The 20,169-nt window shown below is 29.0% G+C and carries 19 protein-coding genes; 15 read left to right on the top strand and 4 right to left on the bottom strand.

Annotated features, from left to right (window positions below; all coding sequences use genetic code 11):
• Positions 1-91 precede the first annotated feature (91 nt).
• From AC5LG6_RS08440 to AC5LG6_RS08395, 10 genes are all read left to right on the top strand, one after another.
• A complete protein-coding gene (locus AC5LG6_RS08440; protein WP_181403757.1) occupies positions 92-403 on the top strand; it encodes a DUF485 domain-containing protein in 312 nt (103 codons plus the stop codon).
• Positions 403-2,049 (top strand): cation acetate symporter, encoded by a 1,647-nt coding sequence (locus tag AC5LG6_RS08435; RefSeq protein WP_498586234.1) that lies wholly within the window; start codon positions 403-405, stop codon positions 2,047-2,049. Before AC5LG6_RS08440 ends, AC5LG6_RS08435 begins: the two co-directional genes overlap by 1 nt.
• A gap of 227 nt (positions 2,050-2,276) precedes the next feature.
• Entirely contained in the window at positions 2,277-2,594 is a 318-nt protein-coding gene (locus AC5LG6_RS08430; protein ID WP_498586233.1) for a DUF485 domain-containing protein, read from the top strand.
• Positions 2,591-4,237, top strand: a complete 1,647-nt coding sequence (locus tag AC5LG6_RS08425; RefSeq protein WP_498586232.1) for a cation acetate symporter — start codon at positions 2,591-2,593, stop codon at positions 4,235-4,237. Before AC5LG6_RS08430 ends, AC5LG6_RS08425 begins: the two co-directional genes overlap by 4 nt.
• A 66-nt stretch (positions 4,238-4,303) precedes the next feature.
• Positions 4,304-6,139: a putative nucleotidyltransferase substrate binding domain-containing protein gene (locus AC5LG6_RS08420; protein WP_260960543.1), complete on the top strand. Its 1,836-nt coding sequence runs from the start codon at positions 4,304-4,306 to the stop codon at positions 6,137-6,139.
• Positions 6,132-6,755, top strand: coding sequence for a 3'-5' exonuclease (locus AC5LG6_RS08415; RefSeq protein ID WP_319060128.1), 624 nt, complete (start codon positions 6,132-6,134; stop codon positions 6,753-6,755). Before AC5LG6_RS08420 ends, AC5LG6_RS08415 begins: the two co-directional genes overlap by 8 nt.
• On the top strand, positions 6,756-7,697 hold the full coding sequence (locus AC5LG6_RS08410) for a cation diffusion facilitator family transporter (RefSeq protein WP_498586231.1): 942 nt from the start codon (positions 6,756-6,758) through the stop codon (positions 7,695-7,697).
• An 81-nt stretch (positions 7,698-7,778) separates the two neighbouring features.
• Positions 7,779-8,969: an acetate/propionate family kinase gene (locus tag AC5LG6_RS08405; protein ID WP_498586230.1), complete on the top strand. Its 1,191-nt coding sequence runs from the start codon at positions 7,779-7,781 to the stop codon at positions 8,967-8,969.
• A 183-nt stretch (positions 8,970-9,152) separates the two neighbouring features.
• Positions 9,153-10,148: a phosphate acetyltransferase gene (pta, locus tag AC5LG6_RS08400; RefSeq protein WP_498586228.1), complete on the top strand. Its 996-nt coding sequence runs from the start codon at positions 9,153-9,155 to the stop codon at positions 10,146-10,148.
• A 29-nt stretch (positions 10,149-10,177) separates the two neighbouring features.
• Complete coding sequence (locus AC5LG6_RS08395; protein WP_066359448.1) at positions 10,178-11,377, top strand: acetate/propionate family kinase; 1,200 nt, start codon at positions 10,178-10,180, stop codon at positions 11,375-11,377.
• A 35-nt stretch (positions 11,378-11,412) separates the two neighbouring features.
• Here the strand turns inward: AC5LG6_RS08395 and sppA are convergent, their stop codons facing one another.
• The 3 genes from sppA to aroQ are packed head-to-tail and all read right to left on the bottom strand — an operon-like array spanning position 11,413 to position 14,017.
• Entirely contained in the window at positions 11,413-12,297 is an 885-nt protein-coding gene (sppA, locus tag AC5LG6_RS08390) for a signal peptide peptidase SppA (RefSeq protein WP_260895621.1), read from the bottom strand.
• The gene (mqnF, locus tag AC5LG6_RS08385) at positions 12,290-13,513 is read right to left on the bottom strand and encodes an aminofutalosine deaminase family hydrolase (protein ID WP_260966553.1); all 1,224 of its coding nucleotides are present in this window, start codon (positions 13,511-13,513) and stop codon (positions 12,290-12,292) included. The genes sppA and mqnF overlap by 8 nt, the downstream gene beginning before the upstream one ends.
• Positions 13,514-13,519: 6 nt before the next feature.
• Positions 13,520-14,017: a type II 3-dehydroquinate dehydratase gene (gene aroQ, locus AC5LG6_RS08380; RefSeq protein ID WP_066154236.1), complete on the bottom strand. Its 498-nt coding sequence runs from the start codon at positions 14,015-14,017 to the stop codon at positions 13,520-13,522.
• Positions 14,018-14,094: 77 nt separating this feature from the next.
• On the opposite strand from aroQ, the gene AC5LG6_RS08375 reads away from it, so the two are divergent.
• From AC5LG6_RS08375 to mnmA (AC5LG6_RS08360), 4 genes are read left to right on the top strand one after another with little or no spacing between them, the layout of a single operon-like run.
• Positions 14,095-15,120 carry a M24 family metallopeptidase gene (locus tag AC5LG6_RS08375; RefSeq protein ID WP_498586226.1) on the top strand — a complete coding sequence of 342 codons (1,026 nt, stop codon included), beginning with the start codon at positions 14,095-14,097 and terminating at the stop codon, positions 15,118-15,120.
• Between the two features lie 18 nt (positions 15,121-15,138).
• Complete coding sequence (gene folK / locus AC5LG6_RS08370) at positions 15,139-15,615, top strand: 2-amino-4-hydroxy-6-hydroxymethyldihydropteridine diphosphokinase (protein WP_105939059.1); 477 nt, start codon at positions 15,139-15,141, stop codon at positions 15,613-15,615.
• Positions 15,616-15,637: 22 nt separating this feature from the next.
• Positions 15,638-16,741: a tRNA 2-thiouridine(34) synthase MnmA gene (mnmA, locus tag AC5LG6_RS08365; RefSeq protein ID WP_498586224.1), complete on the top strand. Its 1,104-nt coding sequence runs from the start codon at positions 15,638-15,640 to the stop codon at positions 16,739-16,741.
• Between the two features lie 11 nt (positions 16,742-16,752).
• The gene (gene mnmA, locus AC5LG6_RS08360; protein WP_498586223.1) at positions 16,753-17,790 is read left to right on the top strand and encodes a tRNA 2-thiouridine(34) synthase MnmA; all 1,038 of its coding nucleotides are present in this window, start codon (positions 16,753-16,755) and stop codon (positions 17,788-17,790) included.
• 32 nt (positions 17,791-17,822) lie between these two features.
• On the opposite strand, the gene AC5LG6_RS08355 is transcribed toward mnmA (AC5LG6_RS08360), so the two are convergent.
• The gene (locus AC5LG6_RS08355) at positions 17,823-19,010 is read right to left on the bottom strand and encodes an Opr family porin (protein ID WP_498586222.1); all 1,188 of its coding nucleotides are present in this window, start codon (positions 19,008-19,010) and stop codon (positions 17,823-17,825) included.
• 178 nt (positions 19,011-19,188) lie between these two features.
• On the opposite strand from AC5LG6_RS08355, the gene AC5LG6_RS08350 reads away from it, so the two are divergent.
• Complete coding sequence (locus tag AC5LG6_RS08350; protein ID WP_066219436.1) at positions 19,189-20,121, top strand: ribose-phosphate pyrophosphokinase; 933 nt, start codon at positions 19,189-19,191, stop codon at positions 20,119-20,121.
• The last annotated feature ends 48 nt before the right edge of the window (positions 20,122-20,169 follow it).

Raw genomic sequence — 20,169 nt, 5'->3', positions numbered from 1 at the left:
TTAAACCTTTTTTTTTAATCTTTTTTTAAATGCTATGCTTTTGCAACTAAAATATTTTACTATTTCAACTAATCTTATTTTAGGAGAAAAAATGGATAACAAATTAGTAGAAAGGATTAAAGCTAATCCTAAATACCATGAACTTGTTTCAAAAAGAAGTTCATTTGCTATTAAATTAGCAATTTTCATGCTAGTAGTTTATTATGGTTTCATATTAACTATTGCATTCAACAAAGAGTTCTTTGCTACAAAAATAGGTGAAACAATGACGGTTGCATTCCCTATAGCTTTTGCAATTATTGTAATAGCGTTCTTAACAACTCTAGTTTATGTTGTTAGAGCAAATGGTGAGTTTGAAGACTTAACTAATGATATTAAAAATGACGTGAAGGATATATTATAATGTTAAAAATAATTACTTTATTAGGTTTATCATCATTAGCACTATTTGCAGATGATTCTAAAGGTAGTATAAATATGGAAGCTATGATAATGTTCTTTGCATTTATCATTGGAACTATGGGTATTACAAAATGGGCTGCTAGTAAAACAAAATCTGCTTCAGATTTTTATACAGCTGGTGGGGGAATTACAGGTTTTCAAAATGGTCTAGCAATTGCTGGAGATTTTATGTCTGCTGCTTCTTTCCTTGGTATTTCAGGTATGATTTATCTACATGGTTTTGATGGTATTATTTATGCTATCGGATTCTTAGTTGGTTGGCCAATTATTCTTTTCTTAATGGCTGAAAAATTAAGAAACTTAGGTAAGTTTAACTTTACTGATATTGCTGCTTACAGACTAGATGAGAGAAGAATAAGAATTCTTGCTGCTTGTGGTTCTTTAACAGTTGTTACTTTCTACTTAATTGCTCAAATGGTTGGAGCTGGAAAACTAATTGAAGTATTATTCCATATTCCATATCACTATGCAGTTGTAATTGTTGGGGCATTAATGATTATATATGTAACATTTGGTGGTATGTTAGCAACTACATGGGTACAAATTATTAAAGCTGTACTTTTACTAGGTGGAGTTACAGTTATGGCTCTTTTAGTTCTTGCTACAACTGGAATTAACTTCTCATTTGCAAACTTAGCTGAAACTGCTGTTAATTTACATGCTAAAAAAGATGCTATTTTGGCACCAGGTTCATTTGTATCTGATCCAATTGCTTCTATTTCTTTAGGACTTGCTTTAATGCTTGGAACTGCTGGATTACCTCATATTCTTATGAGATTCTTTACAGTTGGAAATGCTAGAGAAGCTAGAAAATCTGTTGTTTATGCAACTGGATTTATTGGTTACTTCTATTTATTAATAGTTGTTGTTGGTCTTGGTGGAATTGTTTACCTAATGGATCCAAATGTTAATAGTGCTTATTTAGATGCTGCTGGTAAATTAATCGGTGGAAATAATATGGCTGCTGTTCACTTAGCTCAAGCTACTGGTGGATCTATTTTCTTAGGATTTATCTCTGCTGTTGCATTTGCTACAATTCTAGCGGTTGTTGCTGGTCTTGCACTTGCTGCTTCTAACTCAATTGTACACGATTTATATGCAATCGTTATTAGAAAAGGTCAAGCGACTGATGCTGAAGAGATGAAAGTTTCAAAAAGAACAGTTATTATCATTGGTATAGTTGCAGTTCTTCTAGGATTTGCTTTTGAAAATCAAAATATTGCATTCATGGTTGGTCTAGCGTTCGCAGTTGCTGCATCTGCTAACTTCCCAATATTAATTTTATCAATCTATTGGTCAAAATTAACAACAAGAGGTGCATTTATGGGTGGATTCATAGGTCTATTAACTGCAGTTATCCTAGTTGTTCTAAGTAAAACTGTATGGGTTGATATTTTTGGTTTCAAAGATGCTATATTCCCATGGACACATCCAGCACTATTCTCTGTATCTGCAGCGTTTATTGCTATTTGGTTCTTCTCTATAACTGATAGTTCAGCTAGAGCGGAAGAAGATAAATCAGGATTTGAAGCTCAAAAAATAAGAGCTGAAACTGGTATTGGTGCTGATGGAGCTGTATCACACTAATAAAATTACTAAAGAGAGAAATCTCTTTAGTAACAACTTAAAAAATACTTAATAATTATAATTAATTGTAATAATTAATATATTGTTTTTTGTTACTATTCTACATTTATTTTAAAATTTCTATATAATTTTTATCAACAAATCAAGCAAAATATAAATTTATTTGTATAATCGATTACTTTATCTATAATTTAGATAAAAATAAAAAAGTCGCAGGAGAATAAGGTATGGATGAGAAATTGGTTGAGAAAATAGAAGCCAATCCTAAATATAAAGAGCTAGTTTCAAAAAGAAACTCTTTAGCTTTAAAACTAGGAATTTTTGTGTTGATAATGTTTTATTCATTTATCACAATAGTTGCATTTAACAAAGATCTATTTGCAATAAAAGTAGCAGAAGGTTATATAACAACTATTGCATTTCCTATTGCATTAGCAATTTTAGTTATTAGCTTTATTACAACGCTAATTTATGTAAGACGAGCAAATGGTGAGTTTGATGATCTTACAAATGGAATTAAAAAAGATGTAAGGGAGTTTTTATGATTAGAATAATAACTCTACTTTTTTTAACTTCACTTACTCTTTTTGCTGCAGGTGATGCAACTTTTGAAGGTAAAAGAGAATTAAATGTAGCTGCTATTGCTATGTTTTTAGTTTTTATTGTTGGAACACTAGGAATTACATATTGGGCCGCTAAAAGAACAAAATCTGCTAGTGATTTTTATACAGCTGGTGGTGGAATAACTGGTTTTCAAAATGGTTTAGCAATTGCAGGTGACTATATGAGTGCAGCTGCATTTTTAGGTGTTTCTGGACTTATTTATATGAATGGATTTGATGGAGTTATTTATGCTGTTTCGTTTTTAGTTGGTTGGCCAGTAATTTTGTTTTTCATGGCTGAAAAATTAAGAAACTTAGGTAAATTTACATTTGCTGATATTGCTGCATATAGATTAGCTCAAAAAGAGATTAGAACTTTGGCTGCATTTGGTTCTTTATCTGTTGTTATTTTATATCTAATTGCTCAAATGGTTGGAGCTGGAAAACTAATTCAAATTCTATTTGGTATGGAGTATGAGTATGCTGTATTTATGGTTGGAGCACTAATGATTATTTATGTAACATTTGGTGGAATGCTTGCAACTACTTGGGTACAAATTATTAAAGCTGTTTTACTTCTTTCTGGGGTTTCATTTATGGCTATTATGGTTTTATGGCACTTTGGATTTAATTTTGAATCATTAGCTCAAACTGCTGTAAATAATCATGCAAAAGGTGAAGAGATTTTAAAACCAGGTGGATTTTTAAGTGATCCAGTATCTGCTATCTCTTTAGGAATGGCTTTAATGCTAGGAACTGCTGGTCTTCCTCACGTATTAATGAGATTCTTTACAGTTGGAAATGCAAAAGAGGCTAGAAAATCTGTTGTTTATGCAACTGGATTTGTTGCATACTTTTGGGTAATTATCTCTATTGTTGGTCTTGGAGCAATTGCATTTTTAAACAGTGCAGAAGGTGCTCAATATTTTGTTGATGGAAAACTATTTGGTGGATCTAATATGGCATCAGTTCACCTGTCTCATATGCTTGGTGGAAATGCTTTCTTAGGATTTATTAGTGCTGTTGCATTTGCTACAATTTTGGCTGTTGTTTCTGGACTTACTCTAGCAGGTGCTAGTGCAATTTCACACGATATTTATGCGAATGTTATAAATCCAAATGCAAGTGATGAAAAAGTTGTAAAAATTTCAAAAATAACTGTTATAATTGTAGGTATTGTTGGAGTTACACTTGGAATTGCATTTGAGTCTCAAAATATTGCATATATGGTTGGACTTGCATTTGGAATCGCTGCAAGTGCTAACTTCCCAATTTTATTTTTATCAATTTATTGGTCAAAATTAACAACAAGAGGTGCATTTATTGGTGGATTTATGGGATTAATTACAGCTGTTTCTCTAGTAATTTTAGGCCCAAATGTTTGGGTTGAGATTTTAGGAAATGAAAAAGCAATTTTCCCTTATGCTCACCCTGCACTATTCTCTGTTACAGTTGCGTTTGTTTCAATTTGGTTCTTCTCTATAATTGACAACTCAAAACGAGCTACTACAGAGAGAGCTATGTTTAGAGCTCAAAATGTTAGAGCTAACACTGGAATTGGTTCAGCAGGAGCAGTTTCACACTAAAAATATCAAAAAGAGAATCTCTTCTCTTTTTGATTTTGCACTACTTTAAATATAGGAGAGATGAGTATGCAAGAGCAAAAAAAATTTATTTCAAATATTCACCCATTTAATAATTTAAATACATTTGAGTTAGACGATTTAGTCGAAGATTTAGACATTGTCTATTTTAAAGCAAACTCAATAGTTCAAGCACAAGATAGTAATCCAGAGTTTTTATATTTTGTTTTAAAAGGTTTAATTCAAGAGATAAACGATGATGAAGTTTTAAGTGTATATTCAAAAGGTGAGATATTTGATTCTGTATCTTTGATAAAAAATCATAGTAAAAATAGTTTTGTGGCTATTGAAGAAAGCATTTGTTACGCTCTTAAAAAAGAGAGATTTATGCAGATTTTAAGCTCAAATCAACAACTAGAAAACTATTTTTTTCAATCCATTTCAGATAAATTAAATAATAATATCTTAAATGAAAAGAATAAAGATATGGCAAATATTATGATTGCCAAAGTTAAAGATGCAAAAGTTCATAAAGCTGTAGTTGTTGATACAAACAAAACAATTTATGAAGCAGCTACAATCATAAAACAAGAGAAAATTCCAACCCTATTATTAAAAGATGAAGATGGTGAAATGTATATTGTAACTGATTCAGATTTTAGACAAAAAGTTATTTTAAATAGAATGGATTATGATGATTTGGTTGTAAAAATTGCTTCTAAGGGTTTAATTTATATAAATGAAGATGATTTTTTATTTAATGCTCAACTTCAAATGGCAAAACATGGATTAAAAAGAGTAGTTGTAAAAAATGACCATGATGAGATTGTTGGAATTCTTGATCAAATATCTCTTTCGTCATTTTTTGCAACAAATACTTTTGCAGTTTCAAATCAAATAATTAATGCTGAAACATTAGAAGAGCTAAAAGAGGCTTCACACTCATTTATAAAAATAATTAAATCATTAAATGCCAAAGGTGTAAAAATAGAGTTTATCTCTAAGTTGATAAACCAACTAAACAAAAAACTTCTTGACAAACTATATAAAATTTTAGCACCCAAAGAGCTTATTGGAAAATCTTGTTTAGTTGTGATGGGAAGTGAAGGAAGAGCTGAACAAATACTTAGAACTGATCAAGACAATGCGCTTATTATTTCAGATGATTGCTCTATTAGTGAAGAAAAACTAAGAGAGTTTACTCATCTTTTTACAGAGACTTTAGTTGATTTTGGATTTCCTAGATGCGAAGGGAATATAATGGTTTCAAATCCATATTGGTGCAGAAAGCAGAGTGATTTTAAAGAGCTTATTTATGAGTGGGTAAATAGTCCAAGTGGTGATAACTTTATGAATATTGCAATATTTTATGATGCACTTTGTGTATCTGGAGATATTGAAATTATTAAAGAGTTAAAAAATTATCTATTTAAAATATCTTCAAACTCTCAAAGTTTTTATACAAATTTTGCAAGAGTTATAAATAGTTTTGATGTACCTTTAGGTTTTTTTGATGGTTTTGTATTTAATAGCAAAGATGAAAAACATAAAGATGAGATTGATATAAAAAGAGGTGGTATTTTTATAATTGTTCAAGGAATTAGATCTTTAAGTATTCAAAACAGAGTTCTAAATACAAATACAATAAAAAGAATAAATAGCTTAAAAGAGTTAAAAGTTTTAGATGATGAGAGTGCAAAAGAGTTGATTATGGCATTTAATATTTTAAATAGTTTAAAACTAAAAGCTAGTTTAGAGAAACTTGATAAAAAAGAGAAGATAGATAATTTTGTAAATCCAAATAGATTAACAATTATGGAAAAAGATTTACTAAAAGAGTCTTTTAAAATAGTAAATAAACTAAAAAAACGATTAGAAAACCATTTTAAGCTTAACTATGTTTAAAAAAATTTCAAACTACTTTAATAAAAAAAATTTAAAAGATAAAAAATATAGTTTTTTATTTGATAAACCTTTAAAAAATGAGTATGTTTGTTTTGATTGTGAAACAACTGGACTAGATCCAAAAATTGATGATATTATCTCTATTGGTGCTGTGATTATAAAAGATAATACAATAGTTTCAAGTAAAAAGTTTGTAAGATATATTAAACCTAAAAACTGCTCTTTAGATGAAAAATCAATAAAAATACACCATATACGAGAGTGTGATTTAGAAAATGGATGTGAAATTGATGATGTTATTTTAGAGTTTTTAGAGTTTATAGGAAATAGAACTTTAGTTGGATACTTTTTAGATTTTGACAAAAATATGATAAATAAATATCTAAAACCACTATTGGGAATAACTCTACCAAATAGAAGTATAGAGGTGTCTGAGATTTATCACGATTTTAAAATTGAGTTAATCCCTCAAAGCTTTATAGATTTAAAATTTAAAACTATAGTAAATGATTTAGATATTCCAGAATTTGGAAATCACGACTCTTATAATGATGCAATAATGACTGCAATGATATTTTTAAAACTAAAAAATCATCCAAATGTAAAAATAAAATAGATGAATTTATCAAAATTTAAATCAGAAAAAGAGATACTAAAGCTCTCTATATTTACCACAATTTTTTTAGCAATTCTTGGTTTGATTTTTGGTCTGCTAGCTAGTTCTGCAACTATTATTTTTGATAGTATTTATGGAATGATAGATGCTTTAATGACTATTTTAGCACTTGTTGTTGCAAAATTAATTACAGCTTCAACTTCAAAAGATATTGTCTCAAATAGACTTGAAAAACATTTTACAATGGGCTTTTGGCACCTTGAACCAATTGTTTTAGGAGTAAATGGAATACTTTTAATAGGTGCTTCTATTTATGCTTTTATAAATGCAATTGATAGTATTTTGCTTGGAGGAAGAGAGATAATCTTTTCATATGCAATTATTATAACTGCTATTTCTATTGTAGTTGAGATTACTTTGGGAGTTTTTATAAGAAAAGCAAATAAAGATATTAATTCTGAATTTTTAAAATTAGACTCTATTAGTTGGTTGATTTCAGCTTCCATGTCTTTTGCTTATCTTATAGCTTTTGGTTTTGGATACTTTGTAAAAGATGAAGAACTTTCTTGGATTACACCATTTATTGACCCTTTTATTCTAATTTTTGTATCAATTTTAGTAATTCCAATGCCTTTTAAAACTGTTAAACAAGCACTTGCAGATATTTTGCTTGTAACTCCATCTTCTTTAAAAAATCATGTTGATATTGTTGCAAAAAATATTGTAAATAGATATAAATTTGACTCTTTTAGAGCCTATGTTGCAAGAGTTGGAAGAGGAAGACAGATTGAACTTTATTTTATAGTTCCAAAAAGTTGGCCAGCAAAAAGACTTGAAGAGTGGGATATGCTTCGTGATGAGATAGAGAAAGATTTAGGAAAAGAAGATCCAAATCTTTGGCTTACTATTGTTTTTACAACTGATTTTGAGTGGGCAGAATAAAAAATTATTTAAGTTTTAATTAGATATTATTTCAAAAAGTTAATTATAAATTTTAATATAAATTTAAGAAAAAGGATAGAAATGTTGATTTTCGTTTTAAATGCAGGTTCTTCTTCACTAAAATATCAACTAATAGATATAAAATCAAAAGAGCTAAAAGCTAGTGGTTTAGTTGAGAGAATTGGAATTGATGGAATACTAAAACATGAAATTGGAGAGAATAAAAAAATTACTTTTGAACTTCCAATTCCTACACACAAAGAGGCAATTGAATTAGTTCTTAGAATTCTTACAAATGATGAGACAAAGGTTATAAACTCTATTGATGAGATAAAAGCTATTGGACACAGAGTTGTACATGGTGGAGAGTATTTTAAAGGCTCTGCTATTGTTGATGATGAAGTAATTAGAAAAATTGAAGAACTAATTCCTCTAGCTCCTTTGCATAATCCTGCAAATATTTTAGGAGTAAAAATTTGTAAAGATTTAATGCCAAAAGTTCCAAATGTTGTAACTTTTGACACAGCATTTCATCAAACTATGCCAATGGAAAACTTCTTATATGCAGTTCCTTATGCTGATTATACAGAGCATCACTTAAGAAAATATGGATTTCATGGAACAAGTCACTACTATGTATCACAAGAGGCTATTAAACTTTTAAATAAAAAAGATAGCAAAGTTATCGTTTGTCATCTTGGAAATGGATCATCTGTTTGTGCTGTTAAAGATGGAAAATCAATTAGCACTTCTATGGGTCTTACTCCGCTTGAAGGTTTAGTAATGGGTACAAGAAGTGGAGATATTGATGCTGGTGTTATTCCATATTTAATGGAGAAAAAAGGTTTAAATCATATTCAAATTCTTGATTACTTAAATAAGAAATCAGGGATTCTTGGAGTTTCTGGAGTTAGTTCAGATTTAAGAGAGGTTATAAAAGCTGCTAATGATGGAGATAAAAGATCTAAAATAGCAATTACTATGTTATGTGATAGAATCAAAAAATATCTGTGCTCTTATGCTGGACTTATGCATGGTGTTGATGCTATTTGTTTTACTGCTGGAATTGGAGAAAACTCTGATTTAATTAGAGAAAAGGTTTGTGAAGGTTTAGATTTTATGGGAATTGAGATTGATAAAGATAAAAACTCAAAAAGAGAGAAAGGAAACAAAGAGATAAATACAAAAAACTCTAAAACAAAAATCTTTGTTATTCCTACAAATGAAGAACTTGTAATAGCAACTGATACTTATAATCTACTAAAAAAGTAAAAATTTATAAAAATAAAAAGAGCAAACTTGTAGAATTTACTCAAAAGTGCTCTTTTTGTTTTATTTTTTCACTTTTTTTAACACTCTCAAAGCCCTCAAACATCGCTTTTATTGCTATTTTAATGCTATTTTTTTTCATTATACTTTTCGTTATATTTGAAAAAAGAAAGGATTGGTTACATCATGGGTTTAATTGATAATATCAAAGAAAAAGCTAAACAAAATTTAAGAACTATAGTTCTTCCTGAATCTGAGGATGAGAGAGTTTTAAAGGCAACTGAAATAGTTTTAAAAGATAAAACTGCGAAAATTATCCTTATTGGGAATGAAGAAACAATAAAAGCTGATGCTACAAAATATGGTGCAAATATTTCTGGGGCGACTATTGTTGATCCTTCAAAATGTGCAAATCTTGATAAATATGTTGATGAATTGGTTGAACTTAGAAAAAGTAAAAATCTTTCAAGAGATGAAGCTAAAAAACTAATGCTTACAGAACCTAGATTTTTTGGTTGTATGATTGTAAGACTAGGAGATGCGGATGGATTAGTTGCTGGTTCAAACTCTCCAACTTCTGATGTTTTAAGAGCTGCTATCCAAGTAATCAAAACAGCTCCTGGTATAAATACAGTTTCATCTGCATTTATTATGGAAACAGCTGATGGTAAATTTGGAGATAATGGTCTAATTTTATTTGCAGATTGTGCTGTTATTCCAGATCCAAATGCTGAGCAATTAGCTGATATTGCTAGTGCTACTGCTGCTACTGCTGCTAGCGTTGTAGGTCTAGAGCCTAGAGTTGCTATGTTATCTTTCTCTACAAAAGGTAGTGCATCACATCCAATGGTAGATAAAGTTACAACTGCTTGTCAAATTCTAAAAGATAGAGATGTAAAATTTGCATTTGATGGAGAACTTCAAGCTGATGCGGCAATCGTTGCAAGTGTTGGTTCTAAAAAAGCTCCTGATTCAAAAGTTGCTGGAAAAGCAAATATTTTAGTATTCCCTGATTTACAATCTGGAAATATTGGATATAAACTTGTACAAAGATTTGCAGGAGCAGAAGCTCACGGACCAATTATTCAAGGTTTAAATAAACCTGTAAATGACCTTTCAAGAGGTTGTTCAGTTGAGGATATTTCAAACTTAGTAGCTATCACAGCAACTCAAATTAAATAATAAATTAAATTTCAAAAAAGGATTAGTAAATGTTAGTTTTCGTATTAAATGCAGGAAGTTCATCTTTAAAATATCAATTAATGAACCCTGTTACAAAAAAAGTTTTAGCTTCAGGAATTTGTGAAAGAATTGGAATTGATGGTGTTTTAAAACATGAATATAATGATGGGAAAAAGTTAGTTTTAAATGAAGCAATGCCTACACATAAAGAGGCTATAAATGCTGTTTTAACAACACTTACAAGTGGTGAGGGAAAGGTTATTGAATCTACAAATGACATTGAAGCTATTGGACATAGAACTGTTCACGGTGGAGAAGAGTTTGCAAGTTCTGTTTTAATTACTCCAGAAGTTATTGAAACTATGAAGAGATTATCTCCATTAGCACCTTTACACAATCCTGCAAATATTTTAGGAATTGAAATTTGTCAAGAATTAATGCCAGGAAAACCAAATGTTGGTGTATTTGATACTGCATTCCACCAAACAATGCCTGATTATGCTTATATGTATGCCTTACCATATGAAATGTATACTAAACATGGAATTAGAAAATATGGTTTCCATGGAACTAGCCACTATTTCGTTTCAAATGAAGCTAGAGGAATGCTTGAGAAAAAACACAACACTAGAATTATTGTTTGTCACTTAGGAAATGGTTCATCTGTAAGTGCTGTATTTGATGGAAAATGTATTGATACATCAATGGGATTAACTCCTATTCAAGGACTTATGATGGGTACAAGAGTTGGAGACATTGGTGCTGGAGCTATTCAATATATGATGAAACAAGAGAACAAAGATATTGATGAAGTTCTTGATATTATGAATAAAAAATCTGGAATTTTAGGAATTTCAGGAAAATCATCTGATTTAAGAGAAGTTTTAGATGGTATGGCAAATGGTGATGATAGATGTAGACTTGCTATTGATATGGTTGCATATAAAATCAAATCTTATGTTGGAGCTTATGTTGCAGCATTAAATGGTATTGATGCACTGTGCTTTACAGGTGGAATTGGTGAAAATGCCTCTTTAATTAGAGAAAAAGTTTGTGCAGGTCTTGATGCAATGGGGCTTGTAATTGATCCAACTAAAAACAATAAAAGATCAAGTGAAGCAAGAGATATCTCTACAAATGCATCACCTGCTAGAATATTTGTAATTCCAACTCAAGAAGAGTATGTAATCGCAAATGATACTTACAATATAGTTTCTAAAGGAAGATAATTTAAAAGGCGAAATTTTCGCCTTTTAATAAAATTCTAATATGCTTTTAAACTGCTAGAAAAACTCATAACAACTTTTGAAATAGCTTGACTCATAAGTTTATCCATAAATTTTTCAAATTTGTCCTCTCTTTTCCAAATAGGTTTTTCAACTTTTGATAACTCTATTAAACTATATTTTGCAAAATTAAGTGTTGCAACTTCATCTACAAGCCCAACATCTTTTGCTTGATATGCTGTAAATATTTTTGCATCCGCAAAACTTGTATGTTTTTTAATATCTAATTTTCTAGCCTCTGCAACATCGCTTATAAACATATTATATGTACTATTTATAACACCTTGAAGCTCTTGTTCTTCATCATTTGTCCATTTTCTTGTAAATGTTCCTGATTCTTTATATTTTCCAGCTTTTATAGTTTGAGAACTAATTCCAATATTTTCTAATAGTTTACTAGCTTCAAAACCTTGCATAATAACACCAATAGAGCCAACAATACTTCCAGGATTTGCAATAATTTTATCGGCCCAAATAGAAGCATAGTAACTACCGCTGGCAATTGTTCCACTTGCATATGCAACAACTGGTTTTTTCATACTCAACTCTTTTATTGCATAAGCTATCTCAACAGAAGGAGCAACAGCACCTCCTGGACTATCTATTACAAATAAAACACCTTTTATATTAGAATCATTTGAAGCTCTTTCTATATCTTCTAGTACTTTTGAAGGATCAATTATTTGTCCTATTAAATCAATCTTTTGTAGGTTTGCATTATATTTTGCAATTGTTTCATCTTCAGCTGTACTAAAAAATATAAAATATACAATAGTTAAAAAAACTATTGTTTTAAAATATTTTGTAATAAAATCTAAAAACCAAACAACTGGTAAAAATAGTTTTTTTAAAAAATCAAACAAACTCTCCTCCTATCACAATTTTATCTACATATTTTGTATGCAAAATAATCTGCATATAAATATCTTCAACTTCTTCAATCTTGTCTGGTAAACAAAAACCTATAATATCAGCATCAAAATCTTTTATTAAACTACCTTTTTTAACTCCTAAAGCTTTTGCTCCATTTACAGTTGCAGCATTTAACAAAGTTTTTGAAAACTTTATTATATTTCTTTCGTAGTGAGTATAAAGTGCAACTCTTAGCTCATCAAACATACTTAATGAATTATTTGAACTTAAACCATCTGTTCCTATGCTAAAAGGAATATTTCCTAGACTCTCTAAATTTAATCTACTATTATTTAAAAATCTATTTGAACTAACACAATGATTTATAGTTGCTTTTAACTCTTTTATCTTACTAAAATCTTCATTACTTGCTTCTACACAATGAGTAAAAGATAGATTTTTTACACCCTTAAAAAGGTTTAAAAACTCCAAAGGTTTTGTTGTTGCTTTCTCTTGATTTAAAAAATTTTTGAAAAAATCTAAAAAACTACCCTCATCTTTATTTAACCAATCTTTTTCATCTTTTGATTCTAAAAAATGAGAAGTAACTGGAAGATTTTGATCTTTAGCAATATTTAAAACTTCACGAACTAAAAATGGATGAACAGAGTATGGCGAATGTATTGCAATACCTGTTTTAAAATTTTTACTATTATGCTTTTGAGCATCTTTTAATCTTGCTTTAAAATCACTAAACAAAGTATCAATCATATCTGCTTTTGAACCAATTACTTCACAAAAAAAGATTGTATTAATTGGAGATTTTAAACAAGCTTCTAAATCAAAAGAGTAAGATGATATAGCACCTATAGTTGTAGTTCCTGTTTTTAAAAGTTTTTTTAGCTCTTGAGTTATCAAAGATGTTTTAGCTTTATCAATAAGTTTTTCTCTATGTCTTATAACAGAATTTAACCAAGAGTAAAAACTACCATATTTTAAAGTTGTTTTATTTGCACTAAATTCAAGATGAATATGTGAGTTTATAAGTCCTGGCATTAAAACAGAGTTTTCTCCAAGACTTAAAATTTCAATATTTGGATATTTTTTTATAGTAATATCATAACTTGCAAGCTCAATAATTTTTTCATCAAAAACAATACAACCATCTTTTAAAATAGTAAAGTTTTCATCAAATGTAAGGATATAAGAAGCAGTTAATATTTTCATAAAAGCTTATTTATTCTCTTCTTGTGTTTGTGCTTGTATTTGAGCATTTCTTGCATCATTTAAAGCTTTTAATTCATTTAACATTTGAATTAAAGAGATAAGTCCCAAATGATAACCAAATCCACCAAATCCAGTAATTACTCCTGTACTAGACCCTGCTGTAATAGATTTTTGTCTAAACTCTTCTCTTTTATAAATATTTGAAATGTGAACCTCAACAACAGGCATATTAACAGCTGCTAAAGCATCTCTAATTGCTATTGAAGTGTGCGAATATGCAGCTGGATTTATCATAATTCCATCAACTGTACCTAAGCACTCTTGAATTCTATCAACTATTTCTCCTTCAAAATTTGATTGAAAAAACTCAATTTCAACTCCATTTTGATCAGCTGCATTTTGAAGTTGAGCATGAATTTGCTCTAAAGTTACTCCTCCATAAATATGTTGCTCTCTAACTCCTAACATATTTAAGTTTGGTCCTTGTATTACTGCTATTTTCATTATTATATTCCTTTTATAAAATTTAGGTAAGATTATAATCAAATTTTTGTTAAAAAACCCAAAAAAAGGCAATCTTAGTGGATAACTTTATTTTAAAAAATGAGAATGCAATATATTATGAATGTAACTTTTCTTGTGATAATGTAATTTTTTTAAGTTTAGGAAGTGAGAAATTTTTTATTACAGATGCTAGATATACAATTGAAGCAAAAGAGTATGCAAAAAATTGTGAAGTTATTGAAAGTTCTAATCTAATTGAGAGTGTTAAAGAGATTTTGAAAAGAAATCTTATCAAATCTATAACTTTTGATCCAAATGATTTTACTTTTTTTGAGTACAAAAACATGGTAAAAGATTTAGATATAGAGTTTGTTGAAGAGATAAATTTTTCAAAAACAAAAAGATTAATAAAGAGTGATTATGAGATAAAACTTCTTAAAAAAGCATCATCTTTAGGAAAAGATGGTTTTAAAGAGTTTGCAAAATATATTAAAAATAGTGGATTTAAAAAGAGTGAAAAAGAGCTATATTTTAATGCTTACAAATTTATGAGTCAAAAAGGAGAGCTTGAAACCTCTTTTAATCCAATTGTTGCAATAAATGAAAATGCAGCAAAACCTCACGCACTTCCTACAAACAAAAGATTAAAAAAAGATGATTTAATTTTAGTTGATGCAGGAGTTAAATATAAAAGATATTGTTCTGATAGAACTTGTACTAGTGTTGCTAATTTTGATAACTTTAATTTTGAACGAAAGCAAACTTTTAAAAATAAAAAGCATCAAAAAATTTATGACATTGTATTAAAAGCTCAAGAAAAATCTATAAAAGAAGCAAGAGCTGGAATGAAAGCTTGTGATGTTGATAAGATTGCTAGAGATTTTATATCTCAAGCTGGTTATGGAAAATATTTTGTGCATAGCACTGGTCATGGTGTTGGACTTGATATTCATGAGTTTCCAAATATAAATAGCAAAAATGAACTTATAATTGAAGATAATATGGTATTTACAGTAGAACCTGGAATTTATATTCCAAATGAGTTTGGTGTAAGAATTGAAGATACAGTTTATATAAAAAATGGCAAAGCTGAAATTTTATAAATAAAAAAAGAGAGAAATTTGAAAAAAAAATTATCACCTAATTTAACACTTTTTTATACATCAAATTTTCCAAAAATTTTCAATATTAGTTCAAACAAAAAATATAGTGTAACTATTGGAGTTGGGGGAAATATTGGAGATACAAAAAAAATATTTGATAAATTAATCTTATGTTTAAAAAAAGATTCAAGATTTACTTTACTTAAAACTTCCCCTCTTTTAAAAAATCCTCCATTTGGTTTTTTAGAACAAAGTGATTTTTTAAATGGTATAATTCGTCTTCAAACAGATCTTTGTGCATTTGAGTTTTTACAAGCTATGCAAAGATATGAAAAAAAATTTGGAAGAAAGCGATCCTTTCAAGATGCGCCTAGAACCTTAGATATAGATATTATATTTTTTGATAAAAAAAAGATAAACTCAAAAAATTTAATTATACCTCACAAAAATTGGGCAAATAGAGAATCTGTGATTATTCCTTTAAAATACACATAAAAAACTTTTTAAAGGTAAAAAAATGAATAAAAATAAAAGAGTAGTTGTAGGAATGTCAGGTGGAGTTGATTCATCTGTTACAGCCTTATTGTTAAAACAACAAGGATATGATGTTGTTGGATTGTTTATGCGAAACTGGGAGTATGGAATAAAAGGTAGCCAGTGTCCTAATCGTATAGAGTTTGAAGATGCAAAAAAAGTTGGTGCATTAATAGGTATTGAAGTTATTGGAAAGGACTTCGTAAAAGAGTACAGAGATAGAGTTTTTGATGTTTTCCTAGATGGTTTAAAACAAGGTCTTACACCAAATCCAGATATTTTATGTAATCGTGAGATAAAATTTAATGTATTTTTAAATGAAGCAAAAAATATGGGTGCAGATATGATTGCAACTGGTCACTATGCAAAAATTGCAAAATATAAAGACCATTTTGTACTTGATACTCCAAAAGATAGCTCAAAAGATCAAAGCTATTTTTTACATGCACTATCAAGTGAACAATTATCTCAAGCTATGTTTCCACTTGGAGATTTAACAAAAAAAGAGGTTAGAGAGATAGCAAGAGCTCATAATCTTCCTGTTAGTGATAAAAAAGATAGCACTGGAATCTGTTTTATCGGTAACCAAAAATTTGATGAATTTATTACTCAACACTTACAAGCAATCCCAGGTGATATTATTGATGAAAATGGAAAAGTTTTAGGAAAACACAAAGGTTTGGTTTGTTATACATTGGGTCAGAGAAAAGGTATTGGTCTTGGTGGACTTAAAGGCAATGAAAATGAAAACAATACGCACAAACCTTGGTTTGTAGCTTCTAAAGATGTAATAAATAATACCTTAACAATTGTTCAAGATACAAATCATCCACTACTTATGAGTAAAACTGTTGAAGCAAAACAGATGCACTGGGTACTAGAAGTTGCACCAAAAGTTGGGGATAAACTAATGGCACAAGTTAGATATAGACAACAAAAACAAGCTTGTACGGTTGTTGAGGCAAGTGCTGAAAAAGTAATAGTAGAGTTTGATAATCCTCAAAGAGCTGTAACTCTAGGGCAAAGTCTTGTTTTATACTCAGGTGATTATTGTCTTGGTGGTGGCTTTATAAGCTTTTACAAATAAAAAGGTAAAAGATGAGTAAACAAAAAGTAATGGTTGGAATGAGTGGAGGAATTGACTCATCAGTTACAGCTTATATCTTACAAAAAGATGGATATGAAGTTGAAGGAGTTTATCTAAAACTTCATAATAGAACTGATGGTTACCACGAATCAAATTTAAGTTATATTGATGGGGTTGCAAAATTTTTAGGTATAAAATATCATATTTTAGATTTATCCAAAAAATTTAAAAAAGATGTTTATGACTATTTTGTAAACTCTTACATAGATGGAAATACTCCAAATCCATGTGTAAAATGTAATAAAAATATAAAATTTGGTGCAATGCTTGATTTTGCAAAAAAACAAGGAGCTTCATTTCTTGCAACTGGTCACTATGTAAAAACTGATGGTAAATTTTTATATCTTGCAGATGATTTATCAAAAGATCAAAGCTATTTTTTATCTCAAGTTCCTAAAGACTCTATTGCTTCTATGATGTTTCCTCTAAGTAACTATAAAAAAGAGGATATTATAAAACTTGGTGCAAATTTAGATGTAACTTATAAAAAGATAACAGAAAAAAGTGAATCACAAGAGATCTGTTTTGTAGAGACAGTTTATACTGATATTATAAAAAAACACGCAAATATAGATATTGAAGGTGATGTTTTAGACCAAAATGGAAATATAGTAGGAAAGCATAAAGGTTATGCTCACTATACAATTGGAAAAAGAAAAGGATTTACAGTTAAAGGTGCTCAAGAGCCTCATTTTGTTTTAAAATTAAATCCAAAAGATAACACTATTATTGTTGGTAAAAAACCAGCTTTAGAAGTTAATGAAGTTGTTGGAGAAGAGCTTAATCTCTATATTGATAATAAAAAATTCACATGTGGTGTAAAACTAAGATATAGAAGTAATACAATTTTATGTGATGTTGAGATTATTGATGATAAGGCAATTATAAAATTAAAAGAACCAGCTTTTGGAGTTGCTAGTGGACAATTGGCTGTTTTTTATGATGGAAATAGAGTTTTAGGAAGTGCTTTTATAAAAGGTGCAAAATAATTAAAAGTGGAAATCCACTTTTAATTATTTAACTAAAATTTATACTCAACACTAGCTAAATATTTATTATAATCTGTCTCACCACTTGCTTCGTCAGCATCTACATTTACATACATAATATTTGTATTTAAATTTTTTGTGAAATTATATCCAACACTTAGATTTAACTCTTTTTCTTTCAATCCAGAGCTTGACGCATCATATCTTGTAATTCCATACAAAGCACCAAATTCAAAATCATAAATTGAATAACCCAAAGAGCCATAAATAGTTCTAGCATCTAAAGTATACACTTTTTCTCCATCTTCAAATGGTGAAATACTATCTCCATAAGAAGTTATAATATCAGCTCCACCTTTTTTACTTGTTTTTATTAAACCAACTGCTGAAGTTAAATCTTCAAAATTACCATTTAACTCAAAATGTGCTACATAACCATCATTTTCTGAACTATTATTAGTTTTATATTCATTAGTTAAGCTACTCTTTGCATATTGTGCAATAGCTCCAAAATATTCTAAATTGTAAGAAGTTTTTAAACCATAAAATTTTACTACATCTGGAATTTGGTAGTAGTAAGGATTTATTTCCAATCCCTCTAAACTCTCATTTTTAATATCAACTACATAAATACCTTTATCATGTGGTTTATGAAAGTCTTCACTTGTATCAATTCCTGATTCAGCTTTTCTATTTGAAAATGCTAAAGATACAGTAGTATCAGGAATTGCTGTAATCTCGACAATAGCTCCTTGTTGATAATCTGTAAGCCACTCTAATTCACCTTCATATCTACCTGCTTTAATTAATAACATCTCATTTAAAGAATATTGTAAATATGCTTGAGTTATTAAAGCATTGTTTTCAAAAGGTCCTTCGTTTTTTCTATCATCTTTATGTTTTTCACCAAGTTTAATATTTCCTTTTACTTGAGTTCCTAAACTAAAACCATAAAAACTAGCAGTGTTATATCCTAAAGTTAAATTACCATTACCAAATGCAAAATCTCTTTTAATAGATTGATCTTTATTATCTTGAGTTAATCCAAATAGTGCTATGCTTCCCTCTATTTTACCATTTTTGAAAGCTTCATCTATAGAGTTTGCATTTTCTATATTATCTTTCTTTAAAGGAGCATCAACTTCTTTGTCAAAAGCTGAAGCAGCAAACATTGTACTTGATAACATAATAGTTGAAACAACTAAACTTAATTTTTTCATAAATACTCCTTTAATTAATAATCTAAATGATACTTGTTATCATTATTTTTAGATTTTGGAATAATACAGTTTTTTTTATTAATACTTTATTAATCTTTTATTAATAATTAACAAATTTTTATTAAGTAGATTTTTGATACTATTTTAAATAAAAAAATCAAAAATTAGAGGAATTTTTATGTCTACTTTTAAACTCTTTAGTGGAAGTGCAAACCCTGAATTTGCAAAAAAAGTCGGTGACTACTTAGGAATGAATGTATCTGATGCTAAATTAAACAAATTTAGTGATGGTGAAATATCTGTTCAGATAACTCAAAGTGTAAGAGGACAAGATGTTTATATTATTCAACCAACTTGTGCTCCTACAAATGATAATTTAATGGAACTTTTAATAATGATAGATGCACTTAAAAGATCAAGTGCTAAATCAATAAATGCCGTAATTCCTTACTACGGATATGCAAGGCAAGATAGAAAAGCAGCCCCAAGAGTTCCTATTAGCGCAAAATTAGTTGCTGATTTATTAGAGAAAGCTGGAATAAATAGAGTTGTAACTATTGATTTACATGCTGCTCAAATTCAAGGATTTTTTAATATTCCTGCTGATAATCTTTTTGGTTCGATTCTTTTTGTAAACTATATAAAAAGTAAAAATTTAAAAAATCCAATTATTGCAAGTCCAGATATTGGTGGGGTTGCAAGGGCTAGACAATATGCTGATAAACTAGGTTACGATTTAGTAATAGTTGATAAAAAAAGAGAGAAAGCAAATGAGTCTCAAGTTATGAACATAATTGGAGATGTAAAAGGTAAAGATGTTATTTTAGTAGATGATATGGTTGATACTGCTGGAACTTTAGTAAAAGCTGCTGAAGTATTAAAAGAAAAAGGTGCTAACAGTGTTATGGCATGTTGTACGCATGGAGTTTTAAGTGGTCCTGCTTATGAAAGAGTTGCAAATGGTGTTTTAGATGAATTAGTTATCTCAGATACAATTCCAACTAAAAAAAATGCAAAAAAAATAACTGTGCTAACAGCTTCTTCTATAATAGGTGAAGCAATAAGAAGAATACATAATAACGAATCAGTAAATTCTATTTTTAATAATTAAACAAACGTTAATAAAAAATTAATAAATTACTGATATAATTCGCGTATT

Source organism: Arcobacter thermotolerans (genome assembly GCF_983172305.1).
The sequence above is the reverse complement of the archived record's forward strand: the minus strand, read 5'-3'. Positions and strand labels throughout refer to the sequence as shown.